Raw genomic sequence first — 20988 nt, 5'->3', positions numbered from 1 at the left:
GCGCCGCCACCACCGGTGCCACCGGCGCCGAGGCCTCCGCTGCGGAGGAGCAGCAGCCCGGCATGATCGTCGGCACCACCGCCGGCACGGTCTCGGTCGAGGACCTGACCGAGGCCCTGATGGACGTCGTCGACCCCGAACTGGGCATCGACGTCGTCAACCTGGGCCTGATCTACGGCATCCACATCGACGAGTCCGACGTGGCCACCATCGACATGACGCTCACCTCGGCGGCCTGCCCGCTGACCGACGTCATCGAGGACCAGGCCAAGACCGCCACTGACGGCCTGGTGCAGGACCTGCGCATCAACTGGGTCTGGATGCCGCCGTGGGGCCCGGACAAGATCACCGACGACGGCCGCGACCAGTTGCGGGCGCTGGGCTTCAACGTCTGAGGTCTTCGACCGTCAACGCCGCTGCCGCGCGAACCCACGGGGTCGCGCGGCAGCGGCGTTTCCGGGGTGCCTGTCTCCGCTTCGCCTGCCGGCGGGTGCCCAGCCCGCCATGCGTGGCGGGTGGTGGACGGCCGGTGCCAAGATGGCCGGATGCCGACATTTGCCGCTCCGGACGGAACCCGCCTCGCCTACCGCATCGTGGGGGAGGGTGATCCGCTGATATGTCTCCCCGGAGGACCGATGCAGGCATCCGCCTACCTCGGTGACCTGGGCGGCCTGCCGGTCGCCGCAGGGCGATCGCTGGTGCTGCTCGACCTGCGTGGCACGGGGGAGTCCGGGACTCCGGCCGACCCGTCGAGCTACCGCGTCGACCGGCAGGTGGACGACGTCGAGGCGCTCCGGGCTCACCTCGGGCTGGAGAGGATCGACGTGCTGGCCCACTCCGCCTCCGGTGACCTCGCGCTGCTCTACGCCGGCCGCTATCCGCAGCGGATCCGGTCGCTGGTGCTGGTGACCGCCCGGGCCCGGGCGGCCGAGATCGAGTTCCCGCTCGAGGGACGGCGCGAGGCACTCGCGCTGCGCAGCGGCGAGCCCTGGTACGAGGAGGCGGTGCCCGCCTTCGAGCGGGCGATGGCCGGGGAGGCGACCGAGGGCGACTGGCGGTTCCTGGACCGCCTCATCTACGGCCGCTGGGATGCGGCGGCGGAGGCCCACGCCGCATCCGGCAAGGACGGTTACAACGAGGAGGCTGCTCACGCCTACCCCGGTTCCGGCGCGTTCGATGACGCGGCTGCGGTGCGCGAGGTGCTGACCGGACTCGACGCGCCGGTGCTGGTGCTCGCGGGCGAGTTGGACCCGTCCCCTCGCCCGGACAAGGCTGCGGAGGTCGCGGCGCTCTTCCCGCGCGGGGAGTTCGTCGTCCAGCCCGGCGCCGTGCACTTCCCGTGGCTGGACGACCCGGAACTCTTCGGCCGGACCGTCGGCGAATTCCTGGGCCGAAGCGACGCGTAGTGGTCGGCTCCGGAGCCACCCCCCCCGAAGGACGTCCGGAGGCGGCCACCTAGGCAGCGATGACCGGTGGTCGGCCTGCACGCAGTGCGGAGCGCAGGGCGGTTCGGACTCGGGCGGCACCTGCGGCTGCCACGTCCGCCCCCTGGCCGACCGCGAGGGTCCGGGCTACCAGGCCGGCGCACGGGCGGCAGACGCCCGGCCGGGGCACGGGGTCGTGGCACTCGGCGCACTCGGCGTACCGGGCCGGTGGCCGTGTTGTGGGCCGGGCGGGCGGCATCTTGTGCTCCAGGCGGTAGCGGAGCACCGCTGCCGCCGAGTGCATCGGGACGGGCAGGCCCGGCAGCAGGGCGTGGGCGAGGTCGGCGGAGGTGCTGCCGCGTGCCAGCCACTCGGCGACCAGGGGCGCCAACTCCCGGGCCTCGGCCTCGCCGAGGCGCAGACGCGGCTCGGGCCGGATCACCCGGAACAGGGTGGCCACCGCTGTGCGGACCTCTTCGGTGTCGGGACCCGGAGGTGGCGGGAGGGTGGGTTCTTGCTGCCGGTTCTTTACTACAGAGCCGACAGCGCGACCGGTGGTCGCTTCACCGGACGCCGGAGGGGTGGCACTCGGTCGCGCGAGCTGCGGGGTGTCGTGGACGTGGGTCTCGGTGATGATCGTGCCGTCGGCCATCCGGATCTTCTCGATCCGGTAGTACCCGGCCTCGGTCAACTCCTTGAGAGCCTTGCGGATCGCGCCTCGGCCCTGGGGACTGGTGTCGGCCATGTGCCGGCCGTCCTCGCGCCAGCCGTCCGGGCGGGAGAGGAGGTCCGCGAGCAGGCCGCGGGCGGTGTAGCTCAGCCGCCGGTACTGGAGAACGGCGTTGGGCAGCACGGTGAAGTCGCGCACGTGGGCGCTACGATGGACGCGCATCGGGAGTTCTGGCTCCTGTTGCCGGACCCCGGGGTGTTCCAGCACCGCCGGGGTCGCCTTGTTTTCACTTGGATTACGGAACGTATCACGGCACTTGACGCTGCGTGAGACTTTTGCAAAGGCGTGACCGCCTGTTTGCGGCTACCTGGGGGCGAGGAATTCCCCACGCTCGACCGCCTCGCGGAGGACCACGGCGATCTCTTGGGGCAGCAGGTTGACCGCGTCGAGGGCGTCGGCGGTCAGCGGGATCTCTTCGAGGATGTACTCGCCCCGGCCTTCCTGGCTGAACTCGGGGCCGGTGCGTTCCTCGAAGCTCCACTTCTCGATGGTGGCGAGATAGAAGTCCTGACGCTCGTCGTCCGTCTCGATGGTGTGGAGGAGGCTGACGATCGCAGCCTCGCCCGCGATCTCCTCGCGGACCTCCCGCAGCAGGGCCTCCTCGGGGCCGGCGTCGGTCGGCTCGACCTTGCCGCCGACGATCACCCAGTACGGGGCGATGCCGGGACGGATGCGCTTGATCAGCAGCGTGGTGTCGTTCGGGGTGAGGAGGACGGCGCGGACGCGGTGCTGCATGGGTCTCTTCCTGTTTCGACGGTATCGGTGGTGTGGGGCGAGAGCGTGTCAGGACCTGGGATGGCTGGCCTGCTCGGCGACGACGAAGACATCCACGTCGGATCACCCGTGCTGGTACTTGCCGCGCGCTCCGCTGCCGGTCACGGCGTGAAGGTCGCCGCCCGGCCCGGGCCGAGATGTACATGGCCGACCGTCTGGGCTGGCAACAGACCAGCCGCCAGTGGCTGCGGGACCGTATCCGCGACGCCATTCCCCACGCTGGGCAGCGCGGTGGTGGGCGGGGCGGGTGCGCCGCCCCGCGCGAACTCGGCGATACCGGTGATCGCCGTGTTCGGCACGGCCGGCTCGGTCATCATGGGTTCACCTCCCCGATGCGGACCCGCCGCCGGGCGGGGCGCCCGACCGGTCGAGCGCGCTCGTCGTGTCGAGCCCGTCGATCGGTGTCCACTCGTGTTCCAGGATCGAGTAAGTGATGGAGTCGCGCCAGGCATCGTGGACGAAGACGTGGTCGCGGATCCGGCCGTCCTCGGTCATCCCGGCCCGCAGCAGGGTACGGGCGGAGGCTTCGTTGAGCGGGGAGCGGGCGGCCCAGATGCGGTGCAGGCCGAGGGTGTTAAAGCCGAGCGCGCACAGTAGGTGGACGGTCTCGATGCCTAGCCCCCTGCCCCACTCGGCGGTGTGGAGGGCGAAGCCGATGGTGGCGGCCTCCTGCGGCTCGGCGGCCAGACGGGCGTACCCGATCAGCCGGTGCTCGCCACGGCGGGTGATGGCGAGGCAGTACTCGGTGCGCGGGCTAGCGTGCGCGGCGGCGATGGAGCGGTCCGTGATCGCCTGGACCTGCTCGCGTGTGCGGGGTTCGAAGCTCAGGTGCCGGGTGGCCTCGGGGTCGCCGTAAATGGCCAGGAGGTCGTCGGTGTCTGCGGGTTCGACTTCGCGCATCGACAGGCGAGGGCCGGCCAGGTGAACTGGGGTCATGGCCGCGGAGCCTACCTGCGCGGTCACCGGATGAGGACGGACGTCGGGCTGGCGGTGAACGCCTCGATCTCCTCGCGCAGGTCTGCCGCCACGCCGGTGGCCCGTCGACTGCCGGAGGGCATCGCGGCGTGGACGCGCTGGGCACTACTGGTGATGCCGAAGTTCCACTTGGAACGCGCTGTCCCACCGATCAGAAGGGGCTTTGGCAGGACGGGTCTCTCATCTCCGGCTGGTACGAGACCATTCCCCTGCCGGCACCGTGCCGCCTGGCCGGGCGGCTACGGTCGTCGCCGTGAGCGACTCCCAGTTCCACGAGGTCGTGGCCCAGCCCCGCACCGCCGCCGGCGTGCTCTTCTTCGACGTGGACGACCGCGTCCTCCTCGTGAAGCCGACGTACAAGCCCGGCTGGAAGATCCCCGGCGGTTACCTGCACGCCGGGGAGACCCCGAGCGAGGGCGCGGCCCGGGAGGTCGAGGAGGAGCTCGGCATCACCCCGCCGATCGGCCGACTGCTCGTCGCCGACTGGGCGCCCCACCCCACCGAGGGCGACAAGCTCCTCTTCGTCTTCGACGGCGGCGTCCTCCCCGCCGACGAGCTCGACAACATCACCGTCGACCAGGTGGAGATCGGCAGATACGCCTTTCACACCACCGACCAGCTCGACGCGCTCCTCATCCCACGCCTCGCCCGCCGCGTCCACGCGGCCTGCGCGGCCAGGACCGGGTCCGCGACCGTCTACCTGGAGCATGGAGCGACCCGCCGATACGGGCATGCCGCACCGTAGTTGCACGGCGCTTCTTCCTCGGCCGCCAGTGGATGTGGCTACCTCGTCTCAGCAGAGACCGAGGCGGGGGCGGGCACCCGCCGGGAGGCGGGTGGGGGGTGGATGGTGGGGAACGGCGGTGGAACTGCTCACCGAAGCAGACGACGCGCGGGTGTCCAGCCGGCGGTGGGCGGAAACGCCGCTGCCCGGGCTTCGGAGGAAGTCCCGGGCAGCGGCGTTCAGCGGGTGGGTCAGGCTGCCTTGGGCTTGCGGGCGACGGTGAGTGCGAGGGCGGCGCAGGCGAGGGCGGCGAGGGCGGCGAAGCCGCTGACGGAGGGGAGGAGGCCGTAGCGCTGGACGAGGGCGCCGACGGCGATGATGGGGGCGGAGCTGCCGAGGTAGACGATGACCCACAGGGAGCTGAGCTCGGAGCCGCGGCGTTCCGGGTCCATCGCGCCGACGGCGCTGGTGAACAGGGAGCGGAAGGCCACGCCCTGGGAGATGCCGCCGAGGACGCTGCCGATGAAGAGCAGCGCGGGGGTGCCGGTGTAGCCGGCCGCGACGACCAGGCCGAGGCCGGTGGCCAGGCCGGTCATGCCGAGGGCGGTCACCACGCGGTCGGAGGTCGGCGGCACGATCAGCTGGGTGGCGGCCGAGGAGCCGAGCAGGAGGGCGGCCACGATCGCGCCGACCAGCTTGGAGTCGGTGTGCAGCAGCTTGGCGGCGAAGGCCGGGGCCAGGCTGAGGTAGACGCCGAACACCGCGTAGGAGACGAAGCCCGCCGAGGCGGCGAGCTTGAACTCGCGGCGGCCGGTGCGCGGCAGCCGCAGGCGCTGGGGGCGCAGGTGGGCCGGGGTGGTGATGCGCGGCGGCGATGCGGGCGGGCGGTTGCGGCCGGGCATCCGCGGGTGGACCAGGGCCAGCGGCACGCAGAGCGCCACCAAGGCGACGGCGTGCAGCAGGAACGGGGTCAGCAGCGGGTCGGAGCCGCCGGCCAGCAGGGCGCCGACCACCGGGCCGAGGGCGACGCCGCCGGCCGAGCAGGCCAGGGTGATCTTGGCGGCGAGGGTCGGCTGGTCGGGCAGCAGGTCGCCGAGGGCGGCCCCGGCGGCGCCGGTGGACAGGCCGACGGCGATGCCCTGGACGGCGCGGCCGAGCGCGAGCTGCCAGAAGCTGCCGGAGGTGGCGAAGACGAGGTCGCCGGCGGCCGCCAGTGCGACGGCGGGCAGGATCAGGGCGCGCCGGCCGAGGTGGTCGGACCAGTGGCCGACCACGGCCAGTACCGGGACGAGCGCGAAGACGTAGACCGCGAACAGCACGGTGGTGTCCAGCGCGGTGAGGTGGAGCTGCTGCTGGAGGAGCGAGTAGATCGGCGTCGCCAGATTGGCACCGATCAGCATCAGCAGCAGGGCGGCGGCCACCAGGCCGACGCGGATGCCGCGCAGCGCGTTCCAGCGGCTGATCGCGGCGAGCTGGAGCTGGGCGCGCGGCGCGAGCTCCAGGGGAAGCAGGGCCTCCGACAGTCGGCGTCCGTCGAGCTGCGCGGTGCGCAGGCCGGAGCCGGCGGGGGAGAGGTCCGCCATGGCAGGGGTCTCCTGTGGCCGGGCACCACCGGGGTCGGCGGGGTGTGCCGGCGCGCCCGTCCGGAGGCGCTGTGGTGGTGGCCGCGGGTACGGGCTCCCTGGTGGGGCGAGGTGAGCTGAAGAGGGCCCCTCCGGCCCGGGGTCGGGCGGAGGGCGGTGGGCTTCGTTGCCCTGGTGGTGCGCGCGGGGTGTGCGCGGTACCAGACCGAAGGATAAAGGGTGGGCGCACGCCCGCGGCGCGCGCCCCTGGGTGCGCCCCGTACGGCCGGGCGTCGGGGGTGCCCGGCCTATACGCTGAGGTGGTGGATCGGTACGCGGCGCTGTTGGGCTGACCGCTGGCTGAGGGAGAGCGCACGACGATGGCCGGACGACGTCGCAAGAACACGGGGGCCCCTGCGGGGGAGGGCGCGGCCGAGGCGGTGCTGCCCGCCGACCTGGAGCTCCAGGACCTCTACGGGGCGTTCGCCGCGCACGGGCTGGACGACGAGGACCTGGACGACGCGGCCGTCCTGGTCCCGCCGGTGAAGCTGCCCGGCGACCGCGAGCTGGCCGAGCAGGCGAAGGCCGTGCCGATGTTCGGGTACGCGCTGGCGCTGGCCCGCTGGGCCGCCCCGCACCGGACGGTGGACGAGTTCGGCGACCTGGTCGAGGAGGACCGGGCCCCCGCGGCCCGGCTGCTGGGCCTGGCCCCGGCCGGGGGCGAGGTGCCCGAGGAGGCCGAGGTCGAGGCGCTGCGGGCCTGGTCGCTGGCCTGCGACCTGGACCTGGTGGAACTGGGCACGACCACGGAGGGCGAGCACGTCGCCGTCCCGGGCCCGGACCTGGAGCCCGCCGAGCAGGGCGACCCGGAGACCGTCCTGGAGCTGTGGCTGACCGCCGCCGGGATCGTCCGCGAGCTGGCGGTGGAGGCCGACTCGCTGCCGGAGGAGGACGGCGAGGCCGCGGAGGCGCCGGCCGGGGAGGCCGAGGAGGACGAGGACGGCCTGAACGAGGTCGAGGAGGCCCGCGACGAGGCCGCCGAGCTGTTGGACGAGGCCCTGCAGGTGCTCTACGAGACCACCGCCTTCGCCGAGCCGGGCAACGAGACCGTGCCGCTGGGCGTGCTGGCCGCGCTGCTGGTGGTCCCGGAGGGCGAGGAGCCGAGCGAGGAGCTGCTCGGCGACATCACGGACGTGATGGTCGCGCTGGACCCGATGCTGGGCGACCTCGCCGAGCTCGGCCTGCTGGACTACCGCCCGATCGACCCCGAGCTGTTCGACGAGGAGGACGGCGAGGAGCCCGCGGTGGTCGGCGAGGAGCCGCTGGACGAGGAGGAGTCGGCCCGCTTCGGGCTGGTCCGGCTCACCCCGCTCGGCCAGTACGGCATCCGGCAGTGGCTGTTGGAGGACGGCTACGACGCGCCGCTGGTCGGCGACCTGGCCCGGGGGGACGCGGCCGAGCTGCTGCGCGGGGTCTGCGAGTCGGCCAACGTGCTGCCGGAGGAGGAGCTGCGGGTGTGGACCGCGGGCCGGGAGCCGGTGGCGGCGGCGCGCGAGCTGCTCGCGGCGGCGCGCGGTGCGGACGGCTACGGCCCGCTGCGCCGGATGCTCTGCGTCTCGGCGCTCAACCTGCTCGGGCCGGACGCGGCGCCGGCCGTCCGGGAGGTCACGGACGACCCGGAGCTGGGTGGCGCGGCGCGGGCCTGGCTGACCGCGCAGGGGGCGACGGACGTGCCGGTGCCGGACCGGGCGATGGCGCTGTGGACGGTGGTCGACACCTTCGCCGCCCAGCTGCTGGACAACGGCGGGGACGCCGAGCTGCTGCGCGAACTGATCACCGACCTGCCGGTGAACGGCGATCCGGCCGGGTGGTTCGGCGAGCTGTGGCGGGTCGACCACCCGTACACGGCGGACGTCCTGGAGGCGATCGGGGAGCTGCACCCGGACCGGACGCTGGCCAAGGAGGCGCGCAAGGCGGCCTTCAAGGCGCGCTCCAGGAACTGAGCGGGCGGGGCCCCGGGCGGGTGCGGGTGGTCAGGGCAGGTCCAGCGAGCCGTCCTCGGTGAAGGGGAAGAACGGGTTGTGGGCCAGCTCCCAGAGGTGGCCGTCCGGGTCCTCGAAGTAGCCGGAGTAGCCGCCCCAGTCGGTCGGCACCGGCGGCTTGACCACCACGGCGCCGGCCTCGACCGCCGTCCGCAGCGCGGCGTCCACCAGTGCGGGGGACTCCAGGTTCACCGCGAGGGTGACGCCGCGGAAGGAGGGCTCGCCGGTGGCGGGCACGCCCGCGTCGGCGGCCAGCTCCTCGGTGGGGAAGAGGCCGAGCGCCGAGTCGGCGGTGCGGAACCAGACGATCTCCGGGCTGGAGGCGGCGGAGCGCTTCCAGCCGAGCGCCTCGTAGAAGCGGGCACTGCGGTCGAGGTCGGTCACCCCGAGGGTGACGATGCTGATCCGGGCGGGGAAGGCGCCCTCGGCGGCCCGGTCCTGTGCTGCGTCGTTCTGTGCTGTCATGCCGCCCAGGGTAGGGAGGGCGGCTGACAACCGGGCCTCCTGACACGGCCGGCGCCCCCGTCCGGGGGGCGGAGCTGATGACCCGGCAGCTGCGGGCACGTAAGGTGGCGTCAGCGGTGCGGGTGCGAGGAACCGGGGGTGCGGCACAGGATGATGCGGGAGAGCGGCGGCAGGCACCAGAAGCGGGACACCGGGTTTCCGGGGTCCGCCCCGGCTCCGGGCGGGCCGGTCCGGGAGGACCGTTTCGCCGGTCCGCCCGCCGACCAGCCCGTCGATCAGCCCGCCGACCGGCCGCTGGACCGGGCGGCCGACCAGCCCGTCGGATCCGCCGGCCGGTCCGCGGAGCGGCCCGCCGACCGGTTCGCCGACCAGGAGGAGTTCTCCCGCCGGACCCTGGCGGCGGCCGACTTCCCGGTGTACGGCGTGACCGCCGGGACGGCCCCCGCCTCCGCCTCCGCCCCCGCCCCCGCCGAGGGTGCGCCCGCCGACGCGACGCCCGCCGCCGAGGCCCGGGCCGGTGAGGCGTTGGCCGCCTTCGAGACCTCCGGCGGCGAGCTGCGCTGGGTCGAGGTGCAGTGCGGCGACTGGCGCTCGGCGGCCGGCCCGTACGTGACCGTGCGCACCTACCGGCCGGGCGCCGACCGGGTCGAGCAGCTGCCCGAGCTGGAGGACCTGGTCGAGGACGAACGGGACCGCGTCTACGAGCAGTTGGGCGTCGACGAGGGCGACGGGCCGGGCCGGGTACGGGCGTTGCGCGCCTGGATCACGGTGGACGGCGAGCCCTGCGCGGTGGAGGTGCACGAGGACCGGCCGGTGCCGGAGCCCGGCGCCCCGGCGGCGGCGGACGGGCCGGCGCCGGTGTGGGCCGGGCGGCTGCGGGTCGGCGGGCTGACCGTGACGGTGTGCGGGCGCGGGGTGGACCCCGGCACGGTGGAGCTCGGCTCGATCGGCGACTTCGAGCGCTGCCTGCGCGGGCGCACCGAGTTGCTGCGCGACCTGGCCGCCCGGCGGGCCCGCCACGTGCCGGTCGAGGAGCGCGAACTGCCGCCCGTCGTCGGGATGGAGGCGCACCGGGCGCTGATCGAGCAGACCGTCGCCGAGTCCGCCGCGATCGAGGCGCAGGTGCGGGTCGGGCGTACCCCGCGGCTGCCGCGCGGGCTGCGCGGGGAGGCCGGCGCGGTGCGCTGGGAGGCGGCGGTGCGCCAGCAGATGCGGCTGGCCACCGAGAGCCGGCAGGAGGCCGTGGCGGCGGTCACCTCGATGGTGAACCACGTCAACCGGCTCTCCCAGCAGACGCATTGGCTGGTCGGCACACCGGAGGGCGAGGCGGCCGTCGAGGAGGTCGTCCGGTACACGGTGTTCGCCAGCGAGGTGGCGAGCCTGCCGGCCCAGCGGGCCTGGGAGCAGCTGTGGCGCGAGCGGCCGGGCGGCGGCGGGGCGGGGGTCTGGGAGGAGCAGCGGCTGGCCGAGCAGCTGTGGCTGTCGGCCTGGGAGCAGTGGCGGGCGGCGCGGCGCTGACGGCGCCCGGACCGTCGCAGGGGCTCCGACCTCGGCGGTCCTGACAGGGGCACGCGCAAAGCGGCGGTCATGCGACGGTCATCGGTCGGCGAATGGCCGCCTGGGTGTGAGGTGGACGTCATGTCGGGTTCACCCGTCCGGCGGAGCCTGCTGGGCGTCGGCATCCCGCACCGACGCCCCCGCTCATCCTCAGGAGTTGCTGCCATGTCGCTGTCCCGCCGGGACTTCGTCAACCGTTCCACCCTCGTCGGTGCCGGCGTGCTGATCGCCGGCAGCGCCGAGGCGCTGGCCAGCGCCCCGGGCGCGATCGCCGCCCCGGTCGGTGGCGAGGTCCCGGCCGCCGCGGCCGCCGGGACCAACTCGGCCGCCGGCACCGCCGTCGGCTACGGCCAGCTGGTCCAGGACCCGGCCGGTCTGCTGTCGCTGCCGAAGGGCTTCTCGTACAAGGTCCTCAACCGGGCCGGCGTCACCAAGCTGCGCACCGGCGAGTTCACCCCGAGCAACCACGACGGCACCTCCGCCTTCGAGGACGAGCGCGGCGGCAACCTGATGGTCGTCAACCACGAGCTGTCCGGCTCCCGCGACAAGTGGCCGCACCCGGTGCCGCTGACCGAGGGCCACGTCTACGACCCGGGCGCGGCCGGCGGCTGCACCATCGTGCACGCCAAGCGGGACGGCTCGGTCGAGCAGTGGGTCGGCATCGCCGGCACCTCCACCAACTGCGCCGGCGGCGTGACCCCGTGGGGCACCTGGCTGTCCGGCGAGGAGACCGAGGACAAGGCCGGCAAGAACGGCTTCACCAAGGACCACGGCTACATCTTCGAGGTCGACCCCTTCGACGACGACTACAACCGCGACCCGCAGCCGGTGAAGGCCTTCGGCCGCTACGCGCACGAGGCCGTCGTGGTGGACCCGAAGCGCGGCCACGTCTACCTGACCGAGGACGCCTCGAACCCGAACGGCCTGCTGTTCCGCTGGACCCCGCCGGCCGGCTTCAAGCACGGCCGCTACAAGCTGCGCCAGCTGGCCGCCGACGCCGGCGTGCTGGAGGCCTTCAAGGTCTTCGACGCGCAGGGCAAGTTCGTCGACGACCTCTCCCGCGCCACCAAGGTCGGCACCACCTACGGCGTGGACTGGGTCAAGGTCCAGGACCGCGACGCCACGACCGTCTCGGTGCGCAAGCAGTTCAAGGACGGCGAGGTCACCCGCGCCCGCAAGCTGGAGGGCATGTGGTGGGGTGACGGCGGCTTCTACTTCGTCTCCAGCTACGCCCGTTCGGAGAGCCCGCTCCAGCACGACGGCCAGGTCTGGTTCTACAACCCGAGCCGCCGCACCATCACCCTCAAGGTGCTGCTGGGCGTCAACAACGACGTCTGGGGCGACCACGACAACTTCGACGGCCCGGACAACATCACCGTCTCGCCGTACGGCGGCATCGTGATCGCCGAGGACGGCGAGGGCGTCTCGCACCTGTTCGGCGCCACCGAGGACGGCCTGGTCTTCCCGATCGCCCGCAACGAGCTGAACATCGGCACCGCCGAGAAGCCCGAGTTCAGCGAGTTCACCGGGGTGACCTTCTCGGACGACGGCAAGACCCTGTTCGCCAACATCCAGACCCCGGGCATCCAGCTGGCCATCAGCGGCCCGTGGCGCCGGCTGAACGAGCACAAGCGCGGCCAGGGCTACGGCGAGTGACCCTCGGAGTGTGACCGGCTGCCCGCGGACCACTCGTCCGCGGGCAGCCGCAGTTGCAGCATCGCCAGCAGGCGCTGCTGCGGCTGGGCGAGGTCGATGCCGGTCAACTGCTCGGCGCGGCGCACCCGGTAGCGCAGGGTGTTGGGGTGGATGTGCAGGGCGTCCGCGGCCACCCGGACCTCGCCCAGCGCGTCCAGCCAGGCCAGCACCGACTCGGCGAGCCGGGTGCCGTGCCGGCGGTCGTACTCGGTGAGCGCGGTCAGCCGCGGGTCGCGCAGGCCGGTGCGCTCCTGGAGCAGCGCGACCATCTCGCTGACCAGAACCTCCGCCTGGACGTCGATCAGCGCCGCGACGTCGAGGTCCACCCCGCCGCGGCCCATCGCGTCCAGGATGCGGTCCGCCTGCGCGCGGGACTCGGGGACCCGGGCCAGGCCGTCGACGGTCGAGCCGATCGCGGCGCGCAGCGGGACGCCCAGGTGCTCGCGGGCGGCCGTCACCACCTCGGAGGCCCAGTCGCGCACGGTGGTCATCGGCAGGCCGGGCGGCAGCTCCGGCAGCAGCACGTACACCCGGGAGTCGATCGGGGCGAGCAGCGCGGCGCGGTGCCGGGCGGCGGTGTGCACCGAGATCAGGCCGGTGACGTCGGAGCGGTGCAGCGCGTCGGTGGTGCGCGCGCTGTAGGCCAGCACGGTGGCCGGGCGGCGCAGGTCCAGGCCGAGGTGGGTGGCGAGCGACTGGGGGCCGGTGGAGCCCTCCAGCAGGCCGGTGAGCAGGGTCTGGGTGAGCCGGACGTCGGCGGACAGCTCCCGGCGGCGGCGCACCAGCTGGGCGGCCGCGACCCGGGCGGCGCCGACCAGGGCCTGTTCGGCCAGCGGGGCCAGCGGCTGGGCGCCCTCCTGCACCCAGATGGTGCCGAGCGGCTGGGCCCCGGCCCGGATGCCGACCGCCAGGCGGCGGCGCAGACCCAGCTCGGGGTGCGGCTCGACCGCGATCGGGGCGTCCGAGCTGCGCAGGTGCTGGAAGATGCCCCACTCCCGGAGCTTGGACAGGTACGGCTCCGGGCCCTGCCAGCCGAGGATGGACAGCCGGCGCAGGTCGTCGACCTCGTCGGAGTCGGAGGAGCGGGAGTAGGCCAGCACCCGGCTGGAGGTGTCCTCGATCGAGACGATGCCGTTGGTGAGCACGGCGACGGTCTGGGCGAGGGAGAAGAGGTCGCCCGCGTTGGGCTCGGGGGCGCCGGGGGCGGCCGGGGCGTCCGGGCCGGCGATGATCGCCCGGGCCAGCGAGTCGAGGTGCTCCCAGCGGGTCTCGCGGCGCACCGAGAGCAGGGCGACGCCGGCGTCGGTGGCGGCCTCGCGCAGCGCGTCGGCCTGGCCGGGGCCGTCCAGCTTGACCGCGACGGCGGCGGCGCCGGCCCGGCCGGCCGCGCGCAGGGCGGGCAGCGCGGCGCGGCCGCGGGCGCCGATCGCGAGCACGAGTTCGCCGGGGGCGGCGGTCGGCGGGTCCTCCGGGTCGAGGATGGCGACGTCGCGCACCGGGACGTCCAGGCCCTGCGGGGCGGCCTGCAGCTCGACCAGCGGTTCGCCCAGTGACATCAGCAGTTGACGGAGCGGCAGGCCGGGCGTGGTCAATCCGGGCCTCCTTCATCCGCTCGGACAACGGCGTGTGGTTGATTTTAGCCGGGCGGACAGAGTCCGGACCCGTCATTTCAAAATAGTTGACTCTGACTATTCGAGACTGGATAGTCGGTACTGACCAAGAGATGAGGCGCGTCTCATGGCGAAGCGACGCAAGGTGTCGAACCCGTTGGCCCTCGCGGTCCTGGCCGAACTCCTGGCCGAGCCGTTGCACCCGTACGAGATGGGGCGCCGGCTCCAGGAGCACGCGAAGGACCGCAACATCAAGTACAACCGCAGCTCGCTGTACATGGTCGTGGAGCAGCTGCGGAAGGCCGGGTTCGTGGCCGAGCAGGAGACCGTCCGCGACACCCAGCGGCCGGAGCGCACCGTCTACGCCATCACGCTCGACGGCAGGACGGAGCTCCGCGACTGGATGCGCGAACTCGTCGCCGAACCGCAGCACGAGTACCCCGCGTTCGGGGTCTCGCTGTCGCTGCTCATGGTGCTCCCGCCGGCCGAGGCCGTGGAGCTGCTGGAGCGGCGGCGGGCCGCGCTGACCGCCGAGGTGGCGGGCATCACGGCGGAGCTGCGCAAGGCGGCGGCCGAGGGCGTCGGCTGGCTCTTCCTGATCGAGGAGGAGTACCGGGTCGGCGGACTGCGGGCCGAGATCGCCTTCGTCGAGCGCCTGGTCGCACAGCTCCGGGAGCCGGAATTCGTCCGGACCTGGCACGAGACCTTCGGGAGGCTGCAGTGAACGAGATGCGAACCGTGGACAGGGCCCTGGTCATCGGTGGCGGGATAGCCGGACCGGTGACGGCGCTGGCGCTGCGCCGGGCCGGCGTCGAGGCGGAGGTCTTCGAGGCCTACCGGACCTCCGCCGAGGGCATCGGCGGGACCTTCATGATCGCGCCCAACGGACTGGCCGCGCTGGCCGCCGTCGGGCTGGAGGCGGAGGTCGGCGCGGTCGGCCAGTCCGTCGGACGGACGGTCATCGAGGACGCCCGGGGCGGCGTCCTCGCCGAGCTGCCCGACGTCCGCGGCCGGGTGATGCGGCGCGCCGAGCTCTACGCGGTGCTGCAGCGGCGGCTGCGCGAGGAGGGCGTCCCCGTCCGGTACGACAAGCGGCTGGTCGGTGTCGAGGAGCACGCGACCGGCGTCACCGCCCGGTTCGCCGACGGCACCACCGCCGCCGGCGACCTGCTGATCGGCACCGACGGCACCCGCTCCGTCGTCCGCGGGCTGATCGACCCGGCCGCGCCCGGCCCGCGGTACACCGGCCTGGTCGGGGTCGGCGGGTACAGCGCGCACCGGCTCACCGGCCCCCGCGCGGCCGGGGAGTCCATCCACTTCGCGCAGGGCGCGCGGGCGTTCTTCGGCTACTGGGCGCTGCGGGACGGTGCCGGGACCGCCTGGTTCAGCAACATCCCGAGGCCCGAGCAGCTGACGCCGGAGCAGGCCCGCGAGGTGTCGCGGGAGGACTGGCTGGCGCTGGCCCGCGACCTGCACGCCGACGACCTGCCCGCCCGGGAGGTCCTGGCGGCGGCGGACACCGCGAGCGTCGAGGCCTTCCCGCGGCTGGAGATCATGCCGTCCGTACCGCACTGGTACCGCGACCGGATGGTACTGGTCGGCGACTCGGTGCACGCCCCGTCCAACAGCTCCGGCCAAGGGGTCTCCCTGGCCGTCGAGAGCGCCGTCGAACTGGCCCGCTGCCTGAGCGGACGGCCCGACCTGCCGAGTGCCCTCGCGGCGTACGAGGCGGCCCGGCGGCCGGTGGTGGAGGAGGTCGCCGCCAGGGCGGCGGTGGTGAACGGCCGGAAGGCGAGCGCCGGCGTGTGAGCCGGTGGCGCGCGCCGGGATCCGAGCCGGGGTTCGAGGGGGTGTGAGCCGGAGCCCGGACCCCCGGTTTCGAGCCGGGGCGTGTGAGCCGGTGGTGTGACCGGTGCGGCTGGTGAGGGCGGTTCGTGACCGCCGCGTGACCCGATTCGTCGGGCCGGACAACGCCGTACGGGGGAATTTAGCCGCTCGGCCAATCATGTGGCCCGGTGGCCAGGAATAGCGTTCGTGCTGTGGCCGGCGTGCGACCCGCGCCGGCAGTCCCCCCGCACTGAACGAAGGAGAGCGTGCGCTCTATGGACGCTGTGACCCAGGTCCCCGCGCCGGTGAACGAGCCGGTCCACAGCTACGCCCCCGGGAGCCCGGAACGGGCTCGTCTGGAGGCCAAGCTGAAGGAGCTGGGCGGCCAGGAGCCGGTCCAGCTGACCATGACGATCAACGGTGAGCGCCGGATGGGCGGCGGCACCGAGATCCACGTCGTCCAGCCGCACAACCACGCGGCTCGGCTCGGCACCCTGCGCAACGCCACCCAGGCCGACGCGCAGGACGCCATCGACGCTGCCCTGGCCGCTGCCCCGGCCTGGCAGGCGCTCTCCTTCGACTCCCGCGCCGCGATCTTCCTCAAGGCCGCCGACCTGCTGGCCGGCCCCTGGCGCGAGACCCTGGCCGCCGCCACCATGCTCGGCCAGTCGAAGACGGCCCAGCAGGCCGAGATCGACACCCCCTGCGAGCTGGTCGACTTCCTGCGCTTCAACGTGCACTTCGCCCGCCAGATCATGGCCGAGCAGCCGATCTCCTCGGACGGCGTCTGGAACCGCAGCGACCACCGCCCGCTCGAGGGCTTCGTCTACGCGATCACCCCGTTCAACTTCACCGCGATCGCCGGCAACCTGCCGACCGCGCCCGCGCTGATGGGCAACGTGGTGCTGTGGAAGCCCTCCCCGACCCAGCAGTTCTCCGCGCACCTGCTGATGCAGCTGCTGGAGGAGGCCGGCCTGCCCAAGGGCGTCATCAACATGGTGACCGGCGACGGCCTGGCCGTCTCCGAGGTCGCGCTGAAGCACCCGGCGCTGGCCGGCATCCACTTCACCGGCTCCACCGCCACCTTCCAGCACCTGTGGCGTGAGGTCGGCAACAACATCGCCGGCTACCGCACCTACCCGCGGATCGTCGGCGAGACCGGCGGCAAGGACTTCCTGGTCGCCCACCCGTCCGCCGACCCGAAGGTCCTGAAGACCGCGATGACCCGCGGCGCCTTCGAGTTCCAGGGCCAGAAGTGCTCGGCGCTGTCGCGGGCCTACGTCCCGGCGTCGATCTGGGCCGGCCTCAAGGACGAGTTCGCCGCCGAGGTCGACGGCCTCACCATGGGCGACGTCAGCGACCTGTCCAACTTCATGTCGGCCGTCATCGACGAGCGCTCCTTCGCCAAGAACAAGGCCGCCATCGACCGCGCCCAGGCCGACCCGCAGGTCGAGGTCCTGGCCGGCGGCACCTACGACGACTCGGTGGGCTACTTCGTCCGCCCGACCGTCCTGGTCTGCCAGGACCCGGCGAGCGAGTACTTCAAGGACGAGTACTTCGGCCCGATCCTGGCCGTGTACGTCTACGAGGACGAGAAGTACGAGGAGATGCTGGCCCAGATGGAGTCGGTGTCCGCGTACGGCCTGACCGGCTCGATCATCTCCCAGGACCGCGCCGCGGCCCAGGACGCGATGCACAAGCTGCGCTTCGCCGCCGGCAACTTCTACATCAACGACAAGCCGACCGGCGCCGTCGTCGGCCAGCAGCCCTTCGGCGGCGGCCGGGCCTCGGGCACCAACGACAAGGCCGGTGCCAAGCAGAACCTGGCGCGCTGGACCTCGACCCGCTCGGTCAAGGAGACGTTCGTCCCGCCGACGGACTACCGCTACCCGCACATGGGCTGACCAGCCCCTCCGACCGCACGGCTCGTCCAGTAGCCACCGGTCACCCGCGACGCCCGGTCCCGCAGCCGGGCGTCGCCCCTCCGGGGCGGCGGGCACACCCCCGCCGCCCGCCGCCCCGGCCTTTCTGCCACCCTTGGAAACACCAGCTCCAGGAGTCACGATGCTCCGTTCCGCCCTTCTCGCGGCCTCCCGGTCCCCGCAGGTCCGCACCGTGGTCGAGAAGTTCCCCCCGACCCACGCGATAGTCGAGCGCTTCGTCGCCGGCGACGTCCTCGACGACGCCGTCACCGCCACCGACGACCTGATCGCCACCGGCCGCAAGGTCACCCTGGACCACCTCGGCGAGGACACCCAGGACGCCGCCCAGGCCGCCGGCACCGCCGAGGCGTACGAGCACCTGCTCAAGGCCCTCAAGGAGACCGGCCTCGCGGCCGGCGCCGAGGTGTCGGTCAAGCTGTCGGCCGTCGGCCAGTTCCTCCCGGTGGACGGCGAGAAGATCGCGCTGGAGAACGCCCGCCGCATCTGCGCGGCCGCCGCCGACGCGGGCACCACCGTGACCCTCGACATGGAGGACCACACCACCACCGACTCCACCCTGGCCATCGCGCGCGAGCTGCGGGCGGACTTCCCCTGGCTGGGCGTCGTGCTGCAGGCCTACCTGCGCCGCACCGAGGCCGACTGCCGGGAGTTCTCCGGCGCCGGCTCCCGCGTGCGCCTGTGCAAGGGCGCCTACAAGGAGCCCGAGTCGGTCGCCTTCCAGGGCAAGCACGAGGTCGACCTCGCGTACGTCCGCGCCCTGAAGATCCTGATGGCGGGCGAGGGCTACCCGATGATCGCCTCGCACGACCCCAACATGATCAAGATCGCCGGCCAGCTGGCCCAGTGGAACGGCCGCAAGCGGGACTCCTTCGAGTACCAGATGCTGTTCGGCATCCGCCCCGAGGAGCAGCTGCGCCTCGCCGGCGAGGGCAACACGATGCGCGTGTACCTCCCGTACGGCCAGGAGTGGTACGGCTACTTCATGCGCCGCCTCGCCGAGCGCCCGGCCAACCTGACCTTCTTCCTGCGCGCCATGGCCACCCGCGGCTGACCCGGCGCCCCAGGCCACGGCCCGCACCCCTGACGGGGGGTGCGGGCCGTTCGCGTTCCTGGAGGAAGTCCTTGGTGTCCAGCTCGAACTCGAACGGGGCGGGAAGGGCGAGCGGGTCGCCGAAGGCCGCCAGCTGGACCTCCGTGTACTCCTCGCGATGCGGCTTGCCGAAGAGGCGGAGTTCCCTCCTTCAGGTGGTCGTCACGCTATTCGCTGCTCGGCGGGGTTGTGCCGTATGCGGCGGAGTTTCACTCGATGGTGTGAGTTTGAAGCCGGGCATAGGATCCGGGCTGGTGAACTTGGCTGTCAGCGAGAGGAGTTGGGGATGCTGAAGGAATTCTCGGAGCTGTCGACGCCGTTGGTGGCGGATGCCTGCGTGCGGCTCGGGGTGGGGTTGCGGGTGGCGCCGGCGGGGGTGGGGGCGGTGGTGTCCGGGGCCCGGGTGGCGGGGCGGGTGCTGCCGGTGCGGCACTACGGGAGCGTGGACGTGTTCCTGGAGGCCTACGGGGCGGCCCGGGACGGGGACGTGCTGGTGGTCGACAACGGCGGGCGGACCGACGAGGCCTGCATCGGGGACCTCGCGGTGCTGGAGGCGCGGGCCGCCGGGGTGGCCGGGATCGTGGTGTGGGGGCTGCACCGGGACACCCCCGAGCTGCGGGAGATCGGGCTGCCGGTGTTCAGCTACGGGGCACTGCCGCTCGGACCGCTGCGACTGGACGACCGGGAGCCGGAGGCGCTGCTGACGGCGGGGTTCGGGCCGCACCTGGTGAGCGCCGGGGACGTGGTGTTCGCCGATGCGGACGGGGTGCTGTTCGTGCCCGCCGACCGGGCCGCCGAGGTGCTGGAGACGGCCGGTGCGATCGCCCGGACCGAGCGCGAGCAGGCCGCGCGGATCGCGGCCGGGGACACCCTGCGCCGGCAGACCGCCTTCGACGAGTACCTGGAGCGGCGCGCCGCCGACCCGGCGTACAGCTTCCGGCAGCACCTGCGGCGGGTCGGCGGGGCGATCGAGGAGTAGGGGGGTTACAGCGGCCGGTACATGACGTGCAGGCCGACGTAGCCCTCGACCGGGTGGTGGAAGGCCTCGGGGACGGTGCCGACGATCTCGAAGCCGAGCGACTCGTAGAGCTTCACGGCGTGGCGGTTGGCGGCGACCACCGCGTTGTACTGCATGGCGCGGAAGCCGGACCGGCGGGCCCAGTCGAGGGTGTGCTCGACCAGGGCCCGTCCGATCCCCCGGCCGTGGTGGGCCGGGTCGACCATGTAGCTGGCGCTGGCCACGTGCGAGCCGTTGCCGGGGCGGTTGCGGTTCATGTTGGCGGTGCCGAGGACCCGTCCGTCCTCGTCCACCGCGACCACCGTGCGGTTCGGGGCGGCGAGCATCCACCACTCCCGGCCCAGCTCGGACGGCATGTCCAGGGGGTAGGGGAAGGTCTCGCCGGCGGCGACGATGGTGCGGAAGAAGGGCCAGATGGCGGGCCAGTCCTCGGGGACGGCCTCGCGGATGTCGATGGGCATCGGACCAGGATGGGGCCCGGCGGGCGGGCCGGCCAGCGGTTTTCCGCGGGCCCTCCCGCCCGCCGGGCGCGGGCCGGCGGTCAGCCGCCGAGGACGGCGTCCTCGATCAGGGCGGCGGTGTGCGCCTGGCCGGTCGCGTTGGGGTGCACCACGGCGTACCTGAGGGGCAGGACACTGGTCAGCACGCCGTCCAGCCAGTGGTCGGCGTCGCAGACGCTGTGGCCGGCGCTGGCGGGGTAGAGGTCCACGAAGGTGTCGCCGTGGGCAGCGGTGCTCCGGGCGACGACCGCGTTGAGCGGCTCCAGCAGCGCGGTGCGGGCCCAGGCGAGGTCGCCGGTGGTGAAGGTGCCGAACTGCAGGGGGTTGCCGTACTGGCAGCGGGCGGCGTCCTCGGGGACGAGGTGCGGGTAGCCGACGGTGAGCACCCTGGCGGACGGGGCCTTGGCGTGCAGCGCGGTGAGCATCCGGTCGTAGTCGTCGCGCAGCCGGTCGAGGCGGTCAGGCAGGCTCGCGTCGAACTTGTCCTTGCAGGGCGTGCCCCGGCCGAGCTGGACGGCGCCGAGTTCGATGCAGCTCTTGAGGATCTCGGCGAAGCCGAGGTCGTTGCCGCCGATCCCGACGGTGACCAGGTCGGTGGCCGGGTCGACGGCGTCGATCTGCGGCGGGACGGCCGGGTAGGGGCCGTTGGGGTCGGTGCCGAGCGGCGGGAGCGGACGGCCGAGCGGGGACTGCGCGCTCGCGCGGACGCTGTCGGTGGTGGCGCCGCTGCAGCTGACGTTGCGCAGCTCGACCAGGGAGCCGAGGTCGCGGCGGAGGATCTCGGGATAGGACTTGACGGTGCGTGCGCAGCCGTCGCGCGGCTCGGTCTCCGCGCCGGTGGCCTCGATGACCCCGGCGGTGTAGGAGTCGCCGAGGGCCGTCCACCGCAGTGCGGTGGCGCGGTCGCCGGGCCGGGCGGCGGCCTGGGCGGTGGTGGGTGTGACCAGCCCGGCGGCGAGCACGGTGGCGGCGCCGGCGACGGCGAGGCGGGACAGGAAACGTGGCACGGCTCTCCTCCTCGGGGTGCGGGGGAGAGTGCGATTCACCCCCCG

The 20988-nt window shown here is 73.4% G+C and carries 20 protein-coding genes; 11 read left to right on the top strand and 9 right to left on the bottom strand.

Annotated elements, in window-relative coordinates:
* The first annotated feature begins 62 nt into the window (after window positions 1–62).
* Window positions 63–395 (top strand): metal-sulfur cluster assembly factor, encoded by a 333-nt coding sequence (locus ACIQI7_RS19435; protein WP_078860786.1) that lies wholly within the window; start codon window positions 63–65, stop codon window positions 393–395.
* Window positions 396–545: 150 nt separating this feature from the next.
* Window positions 546–1406: an alpha/beta fold hydrolase gene (locus ACIQI7_RS19430; protein WP_401111364.1), complete on the top strand. Its 861-nt coding sequence runs from the start codon at window positions 546–548 to the stop codon at window positions 1404–1406.
* Between the two features lie 49 nt (window positions 1407–1455).
* On the opposite strand, the gene ACIQI7_RS19425 is transcribed toward ACIQI7_RS19430, so the two are convergent.
* From ACIQI7_RS19425 to ACIQI7_RS19410, 4 genes are all read right to left on the bottom strand, one after another.
* A complete protein-coding gene (locus ACIQI7_RS19425) occupies window positions 1456–2316 on the bottom strand; it encodes a hypothetical protein (protein WP_401111360.1) in 861 nt (286 codons plus the stop codon).
* A gap of 141 nt (window positions 2317–2457) precedes the next feature.
* Complete coding sequence (locus tag ACIQI7_RS19420) at window positions 2458–2889, bottom strand: NUDIX domain-containing protein (RefSeq protein ID WP_401111358.1); 432 nt, start codon at window positions 2887–2889, stop codon at window positions 2458–2460.
* A 140-nt stretch (window positions 2890–3029) separates the two neighbouring features.
* The gene (locus tag ACIQI7_RS19415) at window positions 3030–3245 is read right to left on the bottom strand and encodes a hypothetical protein (protein ID WP_401111355.1); all 216 of its coding nucleotides are present in this window, start codon (window positions 3243–3245) and stop codon (window positions 3030–3032) included.
* A gap of 4 nt (window positions 3246–3249) precedes the next feature.
* Window positions 3250–3864: a GNAT family N-acetyltransferase gene (locus tag ACIQI7_RS19410; protein ID WP_401111352.1), complete on the bottom strand. Its 615-nt coding sequence runs from the start codon at window positions 3862–3864 to the stop codon at window positions 3250–3252.
* 292 nt (window positions 3865–4156) lie between these two features.
* On the opposite strand from ACIQI7_RS19410, the gene ACIQI7_RS19405 reads away from it, so the two are divergent.
* Window positions 4157–4648 carry an NUDIX domain-containing protein gene (locus ACIQI7_RS19405; protein WP_401111349.1) on the top strand — a complete coding sequence of 164 codons (492 nt, stop codon included), beginning with the start codon at window positions 4157–4159 and terminating at the stop codon, window positions 4646–4648.
* A 230-nt stretch (window positions 4649–4878) separates the two neighbouring features.
* Here the strand turns inward: ACIQI7_RS19405 and ACIQI7_RS19400 are convergent, their stop codons facing one another.
* Window positions 4879–6210 (bottom strand): MFS transporter, encoded by a 1332-nt coding sequence (locus tag ACIQI7_RS19400; RefSeq protein WP_387758340.1) that lies wholly within the window; start codon window positions 6208–6210, stop codon window positions 4879–4881.
* A gap of 359 nt (window positions 6211–6569) precedes the next feature.
* Between ACIQI7_RS19400 and ACIQI7_RS19395 the strand changes: the two genes are divergently transcribed.
* Window positions 6570–8192, top strand: coding sequence for a hypothetical protein (locus ACIQI7_RS19395; RefSeq protein ID WP_401111346.1), 1623 nt, complete (start codon window positions 6570–6572; stop codon window positions 8190–8192).
* 30 nt (window positions 8193–8222) lie between these two features.
* Here ACIQI7_RS19395 and ACIQI7_RS19390 read toward each other — a convergent pair whose 3' ends face one another.
* Window positions 8223–8696, bottom strand: a complete 474-nt coding sequence (locus ACIQI7_RS19390) for a VOC family protein (RefSeq protein ID WP_387758344.1) — start codon at window positions 8694–8696, stop codon at window positions 8223–8225.
* 138 nt (window positions 8697–8834) lie between these two features.
* Here ACIQI7_RS19390 and ACIQI7_RS19385 point away from each other — a divergent pair, with 138 nt between their 5' ends.
* Complete coding sequence (locus tag ACIQI7_RS19385) at window positions 8835–10214, top strand: hypothetical protein (RefSeq protein WP_401111343.1); 1380 nt, start codon at window positions 8835–8837, stop codon at window positions 10212–10214.
* Window positions 10215–10418: 204 nt separating this feature from the next.
* A complete protein-coding gene (locus tag ACIQI7_RS19380) occupies window positions 10419–11909 on the top strand; it encodes an alkaline phosphatase PhoX (protein ID WP_401111340.1) in 1491 nt (496 codons plus the stop codon).
* Here the strand turns inward: ACIQI7_RS19380 and ACIQI7_RS19375 are convergent.
* Window positions 11897–13540 (bottom strand): PucR family transcriptional regulator, encoded by a 1644-nt coding sequence (locus tag ACIQI7_RS19375; protein ID WP_401111338.1) that lies wholly within the window; start codon window positions 13538–13540, stop codon window positions 11897–11899. The genes ACIQI7_RS19380 and ACIQI7_RS19375 overlap by 13 nt on opposite strands.
* Window positions 13541–13685: 145 nt before the next feature.
* Here ACIQI7_RS19375 and ACIQI7_RS19370 point away from each other — a divergent pair, with 145 nt between their 5' ends.
* The 5 genes from ACIQI7_RS19370 (at window position 13686) to ACIQI7_RS19350 (ending at window position 19397) form a co-directional block, all read left to right on the top strand.
* Window positions 13686–14282 (top strand): PadR family transcriptional regulator, encoded by a 597-nt coding sequence (locus ACIQI7_RS19370; RefSeq protein ID WP_401111336.1) that lies wholly within the window; start codon window positions 13686–13688, stop codon window positions 14280–14282.
* Window positions 14283–14287: 5 nt separating this feature from the next.
* Window positions 14288–15367, top strand: a complete 1080-nt coding sequence (locus ACIQI7_RS19365; protein ID WP_401111722.1) for an FAD-dependent monooxygenase — start codon at window positions 14288–14290, stop codon at window positions 15365–15367.
* Between the two features lie 293 nt (window positions 15368–15660).
* The gene (pruA, locus tag ACIQI7_RS19360; protein ID WP_387758354.1) at window positions 15661–17289 is read left to right on the top strand and encodes an L-glutamate gamma-semialdehyde dehydrogenase; all 1629 of its coding nucleotides are present in this window, start codon (window positions 15661–15663) and stop codon (window positions 17287–17289) included.
* 160 nt (window positions 17290–17449) lie between these two features.
* Window positions 17450–18379 carry a proline dehydrogenase family protein gene (locus ACIQI7_RS19355; protein ID WP_387758356.1) on the top strand — a complete coding sequence of 310 codons (930 nt, stop codon included), beginning with the start codon at window positions 17450–17452 and terminating at the stop codon, window positions 18377–18379.
* Window positions 18380–18704: 325 nt separating this feature from the next.
* Window positions 18705–19397, top strand: a complete 693-nt coding sequence (locus ACIQI7_RS19350) for an RraA family protein (RefSeq protein WP_401111331.1) — start codon at window positions 18705–18707, stop codon at window positions 19395–19397.
* Window positions 19398–19402: 5 nt separating this feature from the next.
* On the opposite strand, the gene ACIQI7_RS19345 is transcribed toward ACIQI7_RS19350, so the two are convergent.
* Both ACIQI7_RS19345 and ACIQI7_RS19340 read right to left on the bottom strand, forming a co-directional pair.
* On the bottom strand, window positions 19403–19891 hold the full coding sequence (locus ACIQI7_RS19345; protein WP_401111718.1) for a GNAT family N-acetyltransferase: 489 nt from the start codon (window positions 19889–19891) through the stop codon (window positions 19403–19405).
* Window positions 19892–19977: 86 nt separating this feature from the next.
* Window positions 19978–20943 carry an SGNH/GDSL hydrolase family protein gene (locus ACIQI7_RS19340; protein WP_401111329.1) on the bottom strand — a complete coding sequence of 322 codons (966 nt, stop codon included), beginning with the start codon at window positions 20941–20943 and terminating at the stop codon, window positions 19978–19980.
* Window positions 20944–20988: the final 45 nt, after the last annotated feature.

It is taken from the genome of Kitasatospora sp. NPDC092039, assembly GCF_044756065.1.
Lineage (GTDB): Bacteria > Actinomycetota > Actinomycetes > Streptomycetales > Streptomycetaceae > Kitasatospora.
Note: the sequence above shows the minus strand (reverse complement) of the source record. Positions and strands in the feature narration are given on the sequence as shown.